The 14,853-nt window shown below is 62.1% G+C and carries 14 protein-coding genes; 6 read left to right on the plus strand and 8 right to left on the minus strand.

Going from position 1 to position 14,853, the window contains the following annotated elements; all coding sequences use genetic code 11:
* On the plus strand, positions 1-702 hold the full coding sequence (locus IG122_RS09230) for a copper resistance protein B (RefSeq protein ID WP_193182771.1): 702 nt from the start codon (positions 1-3) through the stop codon (positions 700-702).
* 47 nt (positions 703-749) lie between these two features.
* Here IG122_RS09230 and IG122_RS09235 read toward each other — a convergent pair whose 3' ends face one another.
* Positions 750-1,412, minus strand: coding sequence for a glutathione S-transferase family protein (locus IG122_RS09235; protein ID WP_193182773.1), 663 nt, complete (start codon positions 1,410-1,412; stop codon positions 750-752).
* Positions 1,413-1,496: 84 nt separating this feature from the next.
* Between IG122_RS09235 and IG122_RS09240 the strand changes: the two genes are divergently transcribed.
* The 3 genes from IG122_RS09240 (at position 1,497) to IG122_RS09250 (ending at position 4,295) form a co-directional block, all read left to right on the plus strand.
* Positions 1,497-2,417 carry a dihydrodipicolinate synthase family protein gene (locus IG122_RS09240; RefSeq protein WP_193182775.1) on the plus strand — a complete coding sequence of 307 codons (921 nt, stop codon included), beginning with the start codon at positions 1,497-1,499 and terminating at the stop codon, positions 2,415-2,417.
* A gap of 1 nt (position 2,418) precedes the next feature.
* Positions 2,419-3,213, plus strand: a complete 795-nt coding sequence (locus tag IG122_RS09245) for an SDR family NAD(P)-dependent oxidoreductase (protein ID WP_193182777.1) — start codon at positions 2,419-2,421, stop codon at positions 3,211-3,213.
* A 143-nt stretch (positions 3,214-3,356) separates the two neighbouring features.
* Positions 3,357-4,295, plus strand: coding sequence for a calcium-binding protein (locus IG122_RS09250; protein ID WP_193182779.1), 939 nt, complete (start codon positions 3,357-3,359; stop codon positions 4,293-4,295).
* A 31-nt stretch (positions 4,296-4,326) separates the two neighbouring features.
* On the opposite strand, the gene IG122_RS09255 is transcribed toward IG122_RS09250, so the two are convergent.
* The 4 genes from IG122_RS09255 to IG122_RS09270 all read right to left on the minus strand — a co-directional run bounded on the left by IG122_RS09255 (position 4,327) and on the right by IG122_RS09270 (position 8,463).
* Positions 4,327-5,022: a hypothetical protein gene (locus IG122_RS09255; protein WP_193182781.1), complete on the minus strand. Its 696-nt coding sequence runs from the start codon at positions 5,020-5,022 to the stop codon at positions 4,327-4,329.
* 917 nt (positions 5,023-5,939) lie between these two features.
* Positions 5,940-7,184: an MFS transporter gene (locus IG122_RS09260; protein WP_193182783.1), complete on the minus strand. Its 1,245-nt coding sequence runs from the start codon at positions 7,182-7,184 to the stop codon at positions 5,940-5,942.
* Positions 7,185-7,327: 143 nt separating this feature from the next.
* Complete coding sequence (locus IG122_RS09265) at positions 7,328-7,546, minus strand: hypothetical protein (RefSeq protein WP_193182785.1); 219 nt, start codon at positions 7,544-7,546, stop codon at positions 7,328-7,330.
* A gap of 125 nt (positions 7,547-7,671) precedes the next feature.
* On the minus strand, positions 7,672-8,463 hold the full coding sequence (locus IG122_RS09270) for a winged helix-turn-helix domain-containing protein (protein ID WP_193182787.1): 792 nt from the start codon (positions 8,461-8,463) through the stop codon (positions 7,672-7,674).
* A 347-nt stretch (positions 8,464-8,810) separates the two neighbouring features.
* On the opposite strand from IG122_RS09270, the gene IG122_RS09275 reads away from it, so the two are divergent.
* Entirely contained in the window at positions 8,811-9,314 is a 504-nt protein-coding gene (locus IG122_RS09275; protein WP_193182789.1) for a hypothetical protein, read from the plus strand.
* A 150-nt stretch (positions 9,315-9,464) separates the two neighbouring features.
* Here IG122_RS09275 and IG122_RS09280 read toward each other — a convergent pair whose 3' ends face one another.
* The 3 genes from IG122_RS09280 to IG122_RS09290 form a co-directional block, all read right to left on the minus strand.
* Positions 9,465-9,821 (minus strand): hypothetical protein, encoded by a 357-nt coding sequence (locus IG122_RS09280; protein WP_193182791.1) that lies wholly within the window; start codon positions 9,819-9,821, stop codon positions 9,465-9,467.
* A gap of 153 nt (positions 9,822-9,974) precedes the next feature.
* Positions 9,975-10,748, minus strand: coding sequence for an HNH endonuclease (locus tag IG122_RS09285; protein ID WP_193182793.1), 774 nt, complete (start codon positions 10,746-10,748; stop codon positions 9,975-9,977).
* 47 nt (positions 10,749-10,795) lie between these two features.
* Entirely contained in the window at positions 10,796-12,316 is a 1,521-nt protein-coding gene (locus IG122_RS09290; protein ID WP_193182795.1) for an AAA family ATPase, read from the minus strand.
* 234 nt (positions 12,317-12,550) lie between these two features.
* Here IG122_RS09290 and uvrB point away from each other — a divergent pair, with 234 nt between their 5' ends.
* Positions 12,551-14,731: an excinuclease ABC subunit UvrB gene (gene uvrB / locus IG122_RS09295; protein WP_193182797.1), complete on the plus strand. Its 2,181-nt coding sequence runs from the start codon at positions 12,551-12,553 to the stop codon at positions 14,729-14,731.
* The last annotated feature ends 122 nt before the right edge of the window (positions 14,732-14,853 follow it).

Here is a 14,853-nt window from a genome sequence, read left to right on the forward strand (position 1 = left end):
ATGCGGAAAACATTCACATTCCTTTCCGCTCTTTCGGCAGTGTTCCTCGCAGCTCCCGCTTCGGCCGAGCAATGGCTCTGGGGAATCCAGGCCGAGCAACTGGAATGGCGTAGCGGAGAAGGCTCGGAAGCCTACGCCTGGGACGCCGATGCCTTTATCGGCAGGGACGAGTTCAAGTTCGTCCTGCGCAGCGAGGCGGAGTACGCCGCCACGCCCGACAAGTTCGAAACGCTCGAGAACCAGCTCCGCCTGCAGGTTCCGGTCTCCGACTTCTTCGATGCCGTTGCCGGGGTGCGTTACGACAGCCCGGACGAAGGTCCGCGCCGGACCTACGGCGTGATCGGCCTGCACGGGCTTGCCAAGCAATGGTTCGAGGTGGATGCCGACCTGTTCCTTTCGGAATATCCGTCGGCCCGCTTCGAGGTCGAGTACGAGGGGCTGATTACCAACCGGATCATCTTCACCCCCAGCTTCGAACTCGACGTCCCGCTCGCCGATGACGAGGCGACGGGACGGGCCGCCTTCGGCCCCAAGCTCGAGCTCGGCGGACGCCTCAGCTACGACCTGCTCGACCGGGCCGTCGCACCCTATGTCGGCGTGCACTGGGAGCGCACCCTCGGCGAGAGCGGACGCCTCATCCGCGCTGAAGGCGAGGATGACGACGTGGTCTCCTTCGTCATCGGCATGAGGCTGATGTTCTAGAAACCCGGCCAGAGAGACGGGGAGGTCCGGTCCGTCCTCGTCTCTTCTCAGGCGCTGCCGCCGGAAAGCTCCGGCGGCAGGCCGAGACAGCGCACCGCCGAGGGCCGGTCCGCAGCACGGGCGAAACAGCGCCTGACGGCGGGAAACTCCGCCAGCAGGGCGGCCTGGTCCTGGAACCACATCACCAGCATCGCGAGATATGGTTCGAGCAGGCTGAGGCGCTCGCCGAGATGACAGGGACCGTGAGCGGCAAGATGGCGCTCGACCGGCCGCCAGGCATCACGGACCAGTTCCAGGGCCTTCGCCCGCATTGCATCATCCTGACCGGCCACGAGTGAGTAGCGGTGCGGGTAGTAGTAAAGCTTGTAGGACGGCTGGACGCTGTTCGAGAGGTAGAAGAGCCATTGCAGGTAGGCGCCGCGCGCCTGATCGCCTGGCGGCGGCGCAAACGAGTCGAGGCCGTGCCGCTCGATGAGAAATTGGCAGATCGCTCCCGTCTCCGAGACGAATCCGCCCTCCGGAAGCTCCAGGGCAGGCACCTTGCCCGCCGGATTGCGCGCGAGAAAGGCCGCGCCGCCCTGCTCACCCGCCTTCAGGTCGACCGGCACGATTTCGTGCGCGATACCGGCCTCCTCCAGCACATATTGCGGCAACGCGGCGGCGGTCCGGTCGGTCCAGAAAAGCCGGTAGCGGGCAGTCTGATCTGTCATGGTTCCGTTTCCCCCGATCGCAGTGCATGACTTTATACTTGGGCCCGCTATCCTGCCGGAAAGAAACGCGGGAGGAGTTCACGCATGTCCACCAAACCCTATTCCGGCATCTGGCCAGTCGCGCCGACGCCCTTCACCGATGACGGTGCAGTCGATTTCGAGAGCATGAAGCGGGTGATCGACTGCATGGTCGACCAGGGCGTGGACGGGATCTGCATCCTCGCCAATTTCTCAGAGCAGTTCCTGCTGAGCGACGCCGAACGGGCGGACATGACGAAACTCTGCCTGGAGCACGCGGCGGGCCGCGTGCCGGTGATCGTCACGATCTCCCACTTCTCCACCGGCATCGTCGAGGCGCGGGCGCGCGAGGCGGCGGCGATGGGCGCGGCCATGGTGATGATGATGCCGCCCTATCACGGTGCCGCCCTGAAAGCCGACGAGGAGGCGATGTTCGAGCATTTCGAACGCGCCGGAAAAGCCGGCGGCATCCCGATCATGGTGCAGGACGCCCCGCTCTCCGGCGTCGCCCTCTCGGTGCCGTTCCTGGTGCGGATGGCGCGGGAGATCGAGCAGGTGAAACTGTTCAAGATCGAGGTACCGCAGGCGGCGGCCAAGCTGCGCGCGTTGCTTGAGGCCGGCGGCGAGGCCATCGAGGGGCCGTTCGACGGCGAGGAGGCGATCACCCTGCTCGCCGATCTCGATGCCGGCGCCACCGGCTCCATGACCTCGGCGATGATCCCCGACCTGATCCGTCCCGCCATCGCGGCCCATCTCGCGGGCGACCGTGCCGGGGCGAAACGCGTCTACGAGCGCCTGCTGCCGCTGATCAATTTCGAGAACCGGCAATGCGGCTGGCGCTCGAGCAAGGCGGTGATGAAGGAAGGCGGCGTGATCGCCTCGGAACATGTCCGCCACCCGATCCGCCCGCTGCATCCGGAAACCCGGGCGCAGCTGCTGGAACTCGCGCGGGAAGCGGACCCGCTGGCGCTCAAGTGGGGAAAGTAGCATGCGTCTGAAGGACAAGGTCGCGATCATTGTCGGTGCCGGGCAGCAGCCCGGCGAGACCGTAGGCAACGGGCGCGCGGTCGCGCTCCGCTTCGCCGAGGAGGGCGCGAAGCTCCTGCTGGTCGATGCCAACGAGGAGTGGGCGCGGGAGACCGAGGCGCTCTGCCGGGAGAGCGGCGCCGAGACCGAAGTGCTGCAGGCCGACATTACGCGCGAGGAGGACTGCCGCCGTATTGCCCAGACCTGCGTCGCGCGCTTCGGGCGGATAGACATCCTGCACAACAATGTCGGCCGCTCGCGCGGCGACCGGCCCACGCCGGAGATGGATGCCGACATGTGGGACGAGCTGATGGCGATGAACCTGAAGGGCATGTTCCTGACCGCCAAGCATGTGCTCCCGATCATGCGGGAGCAGCAGAGCGGGGTGATCCTCAACATCTCCTCCACCTCCTCCCTCGCCGCCCGCGGCACCGTTGCCTACAAGACCTCCAAGGGGGCGGTAAACACGCTGACGCATCATCTCGCGATGGAGAACGCGCCCTACGGCATCCGCGCCAACGCGATCCTGCCGGGCCTGGTCGACACGCCGATGGCGATCGAACGGCGGGCGCAGGAGACCGGCAAGTCCCGCGACGTGATCCGCGCCGAGCGCAAGGCCGACGTGCCGCTCGCGGGGCGAACGGGCACCGCCTGGGACGTCGCGAACGCGGCGCTTTTTCTCGCGTCGGACGAGGCCGGATACATCACCGGTATCTGCCTGCCTGTGGACGGGGGCCTGACGGCGAATATCGGGTAGAGGCAAAATCGCGCCTCCCGAAATCCCCGCCGTCTGTCGCCTGACGAGACAATTTGAAATAAATACTCTATTTCAGGTGCTTGTCAGCATTTTAACGGCGAAATATACCGGGTCACCCATTCATATTCGAAAGCCCTTTATTCATGCCCGCGACCCGAGATTCATTGTTCTCCAACTTCGCTGACCTGATCGGGTCGGAGGCTGCGGATTCCATCATCGGCACCGGCACCGACATCATCTCCGGCGGTTCAGGTAACGACACGATCCTTGGCGGCGACGGAAACGACCTGCTCTACGGCAACAAGGATCTCGACAGCATTCTCGGCGGGGCGGGCGACGACACCATCTTCGGCGGGCAGAATTCCGGCACCCCACGCGCCGACGCGTCCGGCCTGATGCGTCAGCAGGACGGGATCGAGACCCTGTTCGGCGGCGACGGAAACGATCTCGTCTACGGCAATTACGGCGCCGATATCGTCTACGGCGAGGCGGGCAACGACACGCTCTATGGCGGTCAGAACAACGACACCATCTCCGGCAGCGCCGGAAACGACCTGCTGCTCGGCAACCGCGACGACGACAGCCTGTTCGGCGCCGACGGGAACGATACCCTGTTTGGCAATGACGGCCGCGATTTCCTCGCCGGCGAGGCCGGGAACGACGTGCTGAGCGGCGGCGCGGGAGAGGACTCTCTTTCCGGCGGCGATGGTAACGATACGATCTATGGCGACGCGGGCAACGACATCCTCATCGGCGGGGACGGCAAGGACGTCGTCTTCGGCGGCGCGGGGGACGATCTGTTCGACACCAGGGGGGTGCAGTCGGATATCCGCTACAATGACGGCGACACTTTCTACGGCGGCGACGGGGCGGACACCTTCATCGTCGGCCATGAAACCGGTGTCGACTTCGTCTACGATTTCGACCTGACCGAGGACAAGATCCGCGTGATCGACTCGGGCGTGGTCTCCTGGGAAACCTTCGGGAGCTACACGGCCGCACTCGACGGGTTCGCAGATTTCACGCTGGTCGGCATCACGCCGGCTCAGGTCCATGCGAGCGACATCTTCATCTGGGGCTAGGCGACGCCCCTGAAGCCGCCAACCGGTATCGCTAGGAACCGGGAACGAAGGTCTGCGGGGCGCCGTTGTAGCCCATCTCCTCAACGAATGCGTATCCGATCGCCTTGGCGGCGAGAGTTTCCTGCTCGATCGACGTGAGCTTCTCGCGGCAGATCACCGCCGCCCCCTCGAAATAGCGGTCCGCCTTCACCGGCAGCACGTTTTCGCAGCATTCGCTGATCGCGTAGAGATAGAGATAGTGCGGCACGCCATGGGCCTGCACGGCTCCGGAGAACTCGATCTCGACCGCTGTGGCGTAGATGTTTCCGGACAGCGGCGAGGTCCAGTGGGGCGATTTGTCCGGATCGCTCCAGTCGAGAATGTTGACGTCGAAGTCCCAGCCGTCCTTCTGGTCCTTGCTCAGGCGCGGCTGCAGGAACATGCCGCCGTTTCCGGGCTGCGGCCCGCCTTGCACCGCCTTGAAGAACATGTTGCCGAAACCGCCGAGCGGGGGATGGCCGGTCTTGGTGCCGCTGATCCATTGCGGCTGCAATGCGTGCCAGAACTCGGCCAGCGCGAAGCTGATGCCGCTGTCGAGGGAGATCCCGATCCAGGTGCCGCAATAAAGCGGTTTGGCGCCGCCGGATGCCTGATCGCTGAGGCACGCGACCAGATCCTCCGCCGTTGCGACGGTCCGTTCCGAGAGCGCGGTGCCGCCGGGCGGGGAGGCGACCATCTGGCGGTCCATCCAGATATTGCCCCTGACGATCTTGTGCGACGTGCCGCCAAGCGTGAGGGTACCGGAACGGACATCGAGCAGGGGCTGGGCGCATTCATAGGACCCGCCGCCGACCTGCCCGGACCCGCCCCCCCCCCGATCATCAGCGGGCCGACATAGCCCGAGAGCCCCTCCATGACCGTGCCGCGCTTGTCCTCGAGATCCAGCGCGAGGGAGAAGGCCATCGACGAGCCTTTCCCGCCGCGCGCGAGCGAGTGGTATCCAGTGCCCTCTCCGGCCAGCGTGTAGGTGCCGCCGATCTCGCCGAGATTGCCTCCTGCGGGCCCGGCGCCGGTATAGGAAATCGTGTAGTTCGGCGCCTGGCTGCTTCGGAGGTGGATCATCTTCCAGATATCCGAACCGTCCAGGTCGACAAGTTCGAGCAGGGCGGCAAAAGATGCACTGAAGGCCGTGTCCTCGGCGTTCGGGATAACCAGGGAATTGAGCAGCGGCGAAACCGTGCCGCCGGTTGAGGCGCCGAGGCCATAGCCCTGCGAGAAGAGATACTGCGCCCCGTCCTTCTTGTCCGTCCATCCGATGCCGGTAAATCCGACGCCGGCGGACGCCCCCGGCCAGAGCGTGGCGCGCAGGACCTGGAACTGCAGGCTGAACAGCGTGCCGTCGTCCGCGACCAGCGTTCCGACATAATACCACCACTCGGTGGCGAAATCGGGCTGGATGGAGAACAGGCCCGGAAGGGAGACCCGTGGCACCGACCAACTGTTGACCGCCGCGTTCGGAGGATAGGAGACGCCTGTCGTGCTTGAGCCTGTCATGGTTTGCCTGCCGGTCCTGAGGGTGGGTGGACAGACTCCAGCGTCGTAACTTGGTATTACTTGAGCAACAGGCGACGTTTTCTTTTTTACGCAGACAGCCCGCTCACGCCCCTATTCGGCCGCGGCGCCCTCCGCCCGACGCCGCTCCGCTGCCGCCGCCATGCGCCAGCCGAGGCGAGGGTTGAGCCGCCCCGCGAGCATCCATGAGGCGAGCAGGCCGAGCCCGGTCGCGGCGAAGATGCCGGAGACCGGCGCCACCAGCAGGACGAGCCAGGCCACGCCCGGCGAGAGGATGCCGGAGACGTCGCGGAAGCTGGAATAGACCGCCGCCATGTCGGTGCGCTCGGATGGCTTCACCGCCATCAGGAAGGGCAGGCCGCCGCAAATGTCGAGCAGTACCAGGAAGGTCGAGCCCGCCATCAGCAGCAGCACGGTCGCCCAGGGCAGCGCGCCCACGGCGCCGGCGGCGATGAAGGCGGTCCCGGCGCAGAGGAAACCGGTTCGGACGGCGAAGCGCACGCTCCGGCGCTCGACCCAGCGCAGCATCAGCGGCGAGGCGAAGAGCATGGCGTTGCTGAGCGAGAGCGCGATCCCGCCGACCTGCTCGCCGAGCCCGTTCTCGATCGCGAAGACCGGGACATAGACCACATAGGTCCACCAGCCGGCGGAGCGGAACACGGCGAAGAGCCAGCCCGCGACCAGCCGGGGCTGGGCGAAGAAGCGGCCGAGATAGGCGATCGGGTTCGGCGTCGGCGCACGGGCCCTTGTGATCAGCTTGCCGTTGCCGAGCCGCATCCACCAGAACACCACCAGCAGTGCCAGTGCCGCCCCGCCCGCAACGAGGAAGGGCGCCGGCTCCCAGAAATGCAGCAGCCAGACCCCGCCCGCCGGACCGAGGGTCCAGGAGGCCGCGCTGTAGAACAGCCGCAAAGTCTCGCAGCGCCCGAGATCGGCGCTCGCGACATAATCCAGCACATAGGCGTTGAAGCAGACGAAGACGGTCACCGTCGCCGCCATGTTGAAGCAGAGCGCGGCCGCCACCAGTTCGCCCTCGCCGAAGATCACCAGCGCGGCGGCGACGACATAGAAGAGCGCGCCCGCGGTATAGAGCCAGCGCCGGGGGATCCAGCGCACCAGCCAGGGCACCAGCAGCCCCCAGCACATGGAGAACAGCCCGAGGGTGAAATAGATCCCGGAGACGAGGCTCGAATCCTGGTAGGCCCGGTACATCACGATCGGGAAGACCGAGATCAGCATGCCGCGGGCGATCGCCTCCGTGCCCGCAAGCACGGCGAAGCCGCGCGCGCCCGGCCGGGGCGTGTGGCGGAGGAGTTCGGGGATGTATCTCTGGAACATGGGATATCAACGCTGGTGATATCCCGAGGCAATCAGGGATCGGGCGGGGATGCTTCCCCGGATGCGACTCTTCCGCGGGTTTTTCGAAGGCGGGTGACGGGTTCTGGACAGTTGCGCCGGAGACCCGTGCGGTGGGCCGACGCTCAGTCGTCGAGACGGCGTTCGCGCACCAGCATGTCGCGGCGGAGGCCGAGATCCCTCAGCTGATGCTCCGGCAGCGCGTGGATGCGCGGCCCGGGTCCGCCGATCCTGAGCTGGCGGAGAACCTGTCCGGCGCCGCTCAGCAGGGCGGCGAGCGCGGGGTCTATCCGGCGCCAGAGGCTGAGGCCGGGCGCGGTGCGGTCGATGAGAGAAGTCTGCATGGATCCGTCTCCTCGAAGGAAAGCAGCGAGGATCGGAGATGTAGCGCCGCCGGTGGCCGGATGCTTGGCCAGGCCGTGAGGGAAGTCTGGATTTTTCCTGATCTCTTCTTGGGCTTTGCCGGACCTCAGGCGTCCTGCCGGGCCTCGTCCGCTCCGTCGCCGCCGAGGTCGCGTCCGACCCGGGAGACGATCTCGGCCGCGATCTCGTCCTGCAGCGCGAACCCGTCCTCGTATCTCCGGTCATAGCGCTCGTTCCAGAGCTGGGTCTCCGCCGCCGCGTCGATCAGCTCGCCGGTCACCCGGATGCGGTCGCCGAACAGCCGCACCGCGCCCTCGAGGATGAATTGCACGCCGAGCTCCGCCGCCGCCTCGCGGGCGGTCAGGGCGCGGAGGCGGGGCGCAAAGCTGGAACTGCGGGGCGCCACGTCGAACCGCCCGATCCCGGCGAGCCCGGTGATCACGTCCTCCGCCAGCCCGTCGGCGAAATGCTTCAGCGCCTCGTCGGAGCTCAGGTTCTTGAACGGCAGCACGGCGATGGCGGGTTTTGCATGGCGCGGCACCGCGGAGACCGGCACCGGCGCGGGCGCGCCGCCGGTTGCGTCCGGGGCCTCCACCGTCACTCCGGCGACGAAATGGAAGCCGACGCCGTGCCGGGTGCGCAGCACGCGCTGCGTCCGGCCGTCGTCGCCGAGCACCCGCCGGATCGCCTTGATCTGGCTGCTGAGCGCGGTGTCGGAGACGATCCGCCCGTCCCAGCCGATCTCCAGCAGCTCTTCCTTCGGCACCACCCGGTCCCGGTGTTCGATAAGGTAGGTGAGGATTTCGAACGACTTCTTCTCGAGCGGCACGGGACGCCCGCGCGCGAGGAGTTCGACACGCCCGGTGTCGAGAACGAAATCTCCGAACAGATAGCGCATGGGTGGGTCCGCAACGATCGACGACATCGTCTTGATGGACCGAAAACCGCTCCCGTTCAAGCGAGCAGACGGAACGCGCCGCTGCGCTCTTCGTCGTCATCCCGACGGACGTCGGGATCCACTGGCTCCGGAAGAGCGCGGACATCGGCAGTGGATCCCGGATCGGGGTCCGGGATGACGGCGCGTTGGGAATTGGGTCGTGCACCCTTCCCCGCGCCGGCGTCCCGTCACGCGCGGTCACGAGTGCTTGACGGAGGGACGTGACCGATTGCGCGCCATACACGAACCGCCTAGCTGTCGGACAAAACCGGCGCGCGGAACCGCGCCGCTGCGAAGGAGAGGATCCCATGGCCACGAACGACAACATGACCGCCACCCGCGCCGTCCCGCAGCTTAACGCCGCCACGCTCGGACTGATGTTCGTCGCCGGCGCCGCCGCGACGACGGCCTTCGACCTCTGGGGCCAACTGATCAGCCCCGCGCTCGGCTGGGCCAACCTCTCGCCGCACGGCCTCGCGCGCAGCCTGCTCGGTGCCCTCGGCCTGCCGCACAACGATTTCGCCGGCTATTTCGTGCATTTCTACCTGGTCGGGCTGATCGGCTATCCGGTCGGCTGGCTCTACATCTTCCGGCCGGCCTGGGAGCGGGTGACCGGCGGCCCCGGCGGCTGGTTCCTGCCCTCCGCGCTCTACGGCTTCGGGCTCTGGGTCTTCGCCATCGGCGGGATCACCTGGATCGCGGGGCTGCCGTTCTTCCTGAACTTCACCGGGATTACGTGGGTCGCGCTCGTCGGGCACGTGCTCTACGGGATCGCGATGGTGGCGGTGATGCAGGGGATTGCAAGGCGGTGACGCTCAGATTCGGTGTTCGAAACTAAGTAAACGTCATCCCGGCCGCAGAGCCGGGACCTTGTCGAACATCGGGCCCCGTCCTTCAAAAGGTCCCGGATCGGGGTCCGGGATGACGGCATGGGGATATGAGTCGTGTATCCCCTCGGTTCCCTATCTGACCATCGTCTGCAGCTCGGCAGCGAACCGGAGCAGGCTGAGCGGGATAGCCAGGATCCAGCCGAAGAAATAGACGTTCAGTATGATTGGCGCCCAACGCTGGAGATCCGTCCGCACTCCGGGCGGCACCTCCAGCGCATGACCGCACCACCTGTTGAGCCGAAAGAAGCCGAGCAGGATGAGCAGGAACAGGACGTAGAAACCACCGATGTACGCGGCTCCGCTGCCCCCAACTATTGGCGCAAACGTCTCGGTGAAAGAGAACATCCCGAAGGTCAGAAATCGAGCCACCATGTCGATCGTGATCCCGACGATCCAGAAAACTGGCGGCACGAAATAGGCCACGGACAACAGCAATGTCCGCTCGAGTGTCAGCCACGGAAGCAGAATCAGCTCAGTCAGGAAAGATATCGATGACCGAGCGGAGATCCAACATTCGGTGCGTAACAAGGGTGATATAAGGACAAATTCTACCCAATATGCACAATTGAATGATTTAAATATCTAATTCAATACCCACTCTTCAAAAGATTTTGCATCAGATTTAATCGCGTTAAATAGAGTCGGCTTCCATCCATTGACGGGTTCACCTAATAACGGACCGTTGATTTCATGAGTTAATGCCCGCATTTTTACATTATCACTTCTCTCTGAAACAGATTTTTTTAGCGCAATCAAGTACCCCAGCGCACGTTTCCTGTAACGCGCCGCTAATCCTAAAAATTCAAAATGACGCTTGGCAATCTCAAGTTCTGTCTTTGGTAATAAATTTGAATCACCAACGCAGTAAGAAACCTGCAAAGAATTATCACCATAACTTATTTCCGCCTCCAATATTTGACCTTCAACACTAGGTTCGAATAATGGATTCAGAAAAATCCTCTCTCTACCCACACGCGTATACAAGCGCTTAGACTTCTTTCTATTACAGTTGGGACATATTGGCACGAGATTACGCCCATACAATGAGTATTCCGGAAATCGTGCCTTTGGAAGAATATGATCTAAATCTGGATTTTGATCTAGCGAACAATACGGGCATAGATCCGCATTTTCTTGGGCTAAAGTTTCTAACATTGCAGAAAGCCGACGATTTATGGCGGCGGTTCTACTCTCAAATCCATCAATTAGCGCATCCTTTTCCGTATTCGTAAGGGTAATTTTTCTTAGTCTATGCACATTAGGGGTTGCACTATTGAAACGAGCTATCGCTGCGTCAACTCGCGAGATTAGTGGCGTCAACAATACTTCGCGTTCCGGCGTAGAATCACTGACCATATCCCGAGTTGATGGAACTGCGCCCGACAAATACGGACCAATGCACCTCACGTAGAATTACCTCCTTCGTATTCATCCTCCTCAAGACAATACAAGTGCGCCATTGCAGGAACTCCCAACTGAAATTGAAACAATTCAGCCACCGCTTCCGCGCTTCCGTGTTTTTTATAGAGATTTTTTAGGACATCCGTAAAATCACGCTCCGGGTCCGCCAAGCCCAACACCTTTCTTGATAACTCCCCCAAATCCTCCCCGAAACTCTCAAAATTCAATTTCCTTATTCTCGGCGTGTCCGTATTGTCACGCATATAGTGTTTGACATAATTACTGGGCACCTGTTGCAGCAATATAGGAGAATGACTAGCAACAACCGCATATGAGTCAAATTCTTCAAGAGTTTCATGCAATGCGGACACAAAGCTACTCAACAATCCTGGATGTAAATTTGTCTCTGGCTCATCGATCAGCAAGAGAGATCCTTCTTCAATGAACCCAATAATGTTGCTAAACAATGCTACCACTAGCCTTTGACCCGCGCTCAACAAACGAATGGCGTCAGATCTATTGCCATCATCTTCCGAAGTGAGCGCCAACGCCTCGTCTGGACTTAGGAGTGTTGACAACACTTTTCTGAGAACGTCCAAACGATCACTATCCACAACTGGCTCTAGTGATTCCTCCATCATCTGATTGATTTCATTCGCATTTATGTTGCCATCCGCGGTTCGCAATCCGCAATACTTGTAGGAACCTCGAGAACGATAGGCTGATCCGTCCATTCGTGGCGCCCGCCCCCCCGGAGAACGCGGCAGCGGAAATTCATCAAATATATTGTAAGAAATAGCAATGACCCGGCTTATCTCTAGGTCTGGTGTGATGGTTGTCTCTGGAACAATCGAAAGCGTATTCGGATCAAAAACCTTTGCGGGCATTAGACCTGCGGCAAGAGCACTTAAAGTTTGCGTCTTACCTGTACCATTGCGCCCGATCAGCAAGATCATCCTGTTCGAGAGGCCGTTTATTTGCGTAAAATCGAATTCTGTTAAGTGTGGACCTGTCGCACCATCCAGCCTCATCTCAAATGCAAAAGAAGGTGGTTCGACTTCTTCATACTTGGCGCCAATGTAGTACCCTCCTCGTTTTAGAGCATGGCGAGATGACGCTTCGCGCATAAAGCACTTTTCCCAAAGACCTTCGCTTTCAATCTGGTTCGCCCGATCCGGCTTTGCAACAACGTCCCCAACAGCGTTCAGATATTTTCTGCGCAATCTAGCATTCAAATTTCCAATATATCGGTAATAAGCAATCGACTCTCCTAAAGACGCTCTTGCAGACGGCAACCTTGAAAGAACTTTGGGTGTCTCCTTAACTCTAAATGATTCGCCCCCATCAGAAATCCTTAGAGGCCCTAAGAATATTTCATCATCATCTGAAATATGTAGCGTAGCAACAAAACGACACTTCCAGCCAAAGTCATCCCAGTTATCTTGATAAAGACTAACGTATGGAAAATTTAAACTTTCATCATCGGGAGGAGTGCGACGATTGCGATATACGAGAAATTGCATTTTAGCGCCAATTTGAGATTAAAATGAATGTGGAAAACTCAATTCATTCAAGGACATACCCGAATCCATCGCAACCTTAACCATTGCAATCATTTTCGCAAAACTGATTTACTGCTGGAGCAGAGTAAGAGACGATAAAGCGGTTAAGATGTTTCCGTCTACCACTATGAACACGAGAAACTTATTCATCCAATCAGCTTCCCTCCCCGCACCCCACCCCCTACATTCCCCCTCATGAGCACCCAACTCGAAGACGCCCCCGCCCTCGTCGGCGCGCGGAAGCCCGACCTCAAGTCCGATGCCGCGCCGCAGGATCGCGGGCGGCCGTTCGAGATCGTTTCGGAGTACAAGCCGGCGGGCGACCAGCCGGCGGCGATCCGGGATCTCGTCGCGGGGATCCAGCAGGGCGAGATGGATCAGGTGCTGCTCGGGGTCACGGGCTCGGGCAAGACCTTCACCATGGCGCATGTGATCCAGCAGGTGAAACGCCCCGCCCTCGTGCTGGCGCCGAACAAGACGCTGGCGGCGCAGCTCTACGGCGAAATGAAGAGCTTCTTCCCGAACAACGCGGTCGAGTATTTCGTCTCCTATTACGACTATTACCAGCCGGAGGCCTACGTCCCGCGCACGGACACCTATGTCGAGAAGGAAGCCTCGATCAACGAGCAGATCGACCGGATGCGGCACTCGGCGACGCGCGCGCTGCTGGAGCGCGACGACGTCATCATCGTCGCCTCGGTCTCCTGCATCTACGGTATCGGCGCGGTCGAGACCTACGGCAAGATGACGGTGAACGTGAAGGCCGGATCGACCATCGACCAGACGAAGCTGATGCGCCAGCTGGTCGAGCTGCAGTACCGCCGCAACGACGCCAGCTTCCACCGCGGCACCTTCCGGGTGCGCGGGGATTCGATCGAGATCTTCCCGGCCCACCTCGAGGACCGCGCCTGGCGGCTCTCGCTCTTCGGCGACGAGGTCGACCAGATCCACGAGTTCGACCCGCTGACCGGGCAGAAGACCGCCCAACTCGAGCAGATCCGGATCTTCGCCAACAGCCACTATGTGACGCCGAAGCCGACGCTCCACCAGGCGGTGAAGGCGATAAAGCAGGAGCTGAAACTCCGGCTCGACGAGATGAACAAGGCGGGCAAGCTCCTGGAGGCGCAGCGGCTCGAGCAGCGTACCGTGCTCGACATGGAGATGATGGAGGCGACCGGCTCCTGCGCCGGGATCGAGAACTATTCGCGCTATCTCTCCGGCCGCAATCCGGGCGAGCCGCCGCCGACGCTGTTCGAGTACCTGCCCGAGAACGCGATGCTGATCGTGGACGAGAGCCATGTCACGGTGCCGCAGATCGGCGCCATGTACAAAGGCGACTTCGCGCGCAAATCGACGCTGTCGGAATTCGGCTTCCGCCTGCCCTCCTGCATGGACAACCGGCCGCTCAAGTTCGAGGAATGGGAGGACATGCGCCCGCAGACAGTGTTCGTCTCGGCGACGCCGGGCCCCTGGGAGCTCGACCGCACCGGCGGCGTCTTCATCGAGCAGCTGGTGCGCCCGACCGGGCTGATCGATCCGGTCTGCATCGTCCGCCCGACCGAGACCCAGGTCGACGACGTGATCGCCGAGTGCAAGGACTGCGCGGCGCTCGGCCAGCGGGTGCTGATCACCACGCTGACCAAGAAGATGGCCGAGGCGCTGACCGAATACATGCACGAGGCCGGGATCAAGGTGCGCTACATCCACTCGGACGTGGAGACGCTGGAGCGGATCGAGATCATCCGCGACCTCCGGCTCGGCGTCTTTGACGTGCTGATCGGCATCAACCTGCTGCGCGAGGGGCTCGACATCCCGGAATGCGCGCTGGTCGCGATCCTCGATGCCGACAAGGAGGGTTACCTCCGCTCCAAGACCTCTCTCGTCCAGACCATCGGCCGCGCGGCGCGGAATATCGAGGGCAGGGTCCTGCTCTATGCCGACCGGATGACCGACAGCCTGCAATACGCGATCGACGAGACCAACCGGCGCCGGGCGCGGCAGGAGGAATACAACGCCGCCCACGGCATCACGCCGGAGAGCGTGAAGAAGTCGATCGGCGACATCCTGGAGAGCGTCTACGAGCGCGGCGATCATGTCACGGTCGAGACCGGCTCCGACGAGGGCGAGCTGGTCGGCAAGGACATCAAGCAGGTGATTTCCGAGCTCGAGGCGGCGATGCGCACCGCGGCGGCGGATCTCGAGTTCGAGGAGGCGGCGCGGCTGCGCGACGAGATCAAGCGGCTGGAGGCGGCCGATCTCGGCATGACGCTGGAAGGCAAGCCGCTGCCGAAAGGCGCGGTCGTCCGCATCAAGGGCCCGGTGCAGCCGCCGAGAGGCAAGCCGCCGAAACGCACCTCGGGCAAGCGGCGGAAATAAGGCAATGACGGCAGCGCTGTCGCCACCGGCTGCTCGGCAAATCCCGATTCCCCGATCAATGCCATTGAAAGCAGGGGCATAGCTCTAATATCAAGGGGCAGTCATTCAGGCTCGCCGAGCTC

This window comes from Nisaea sediminum, assembly GCF_014904705.1.
Lineage (GTDB): Bacteria > Pseudomonadota > Alphaproteobacteria > Thalassobaculales > Thalassobaculaceae > Nisaea > Nisaea sediminum.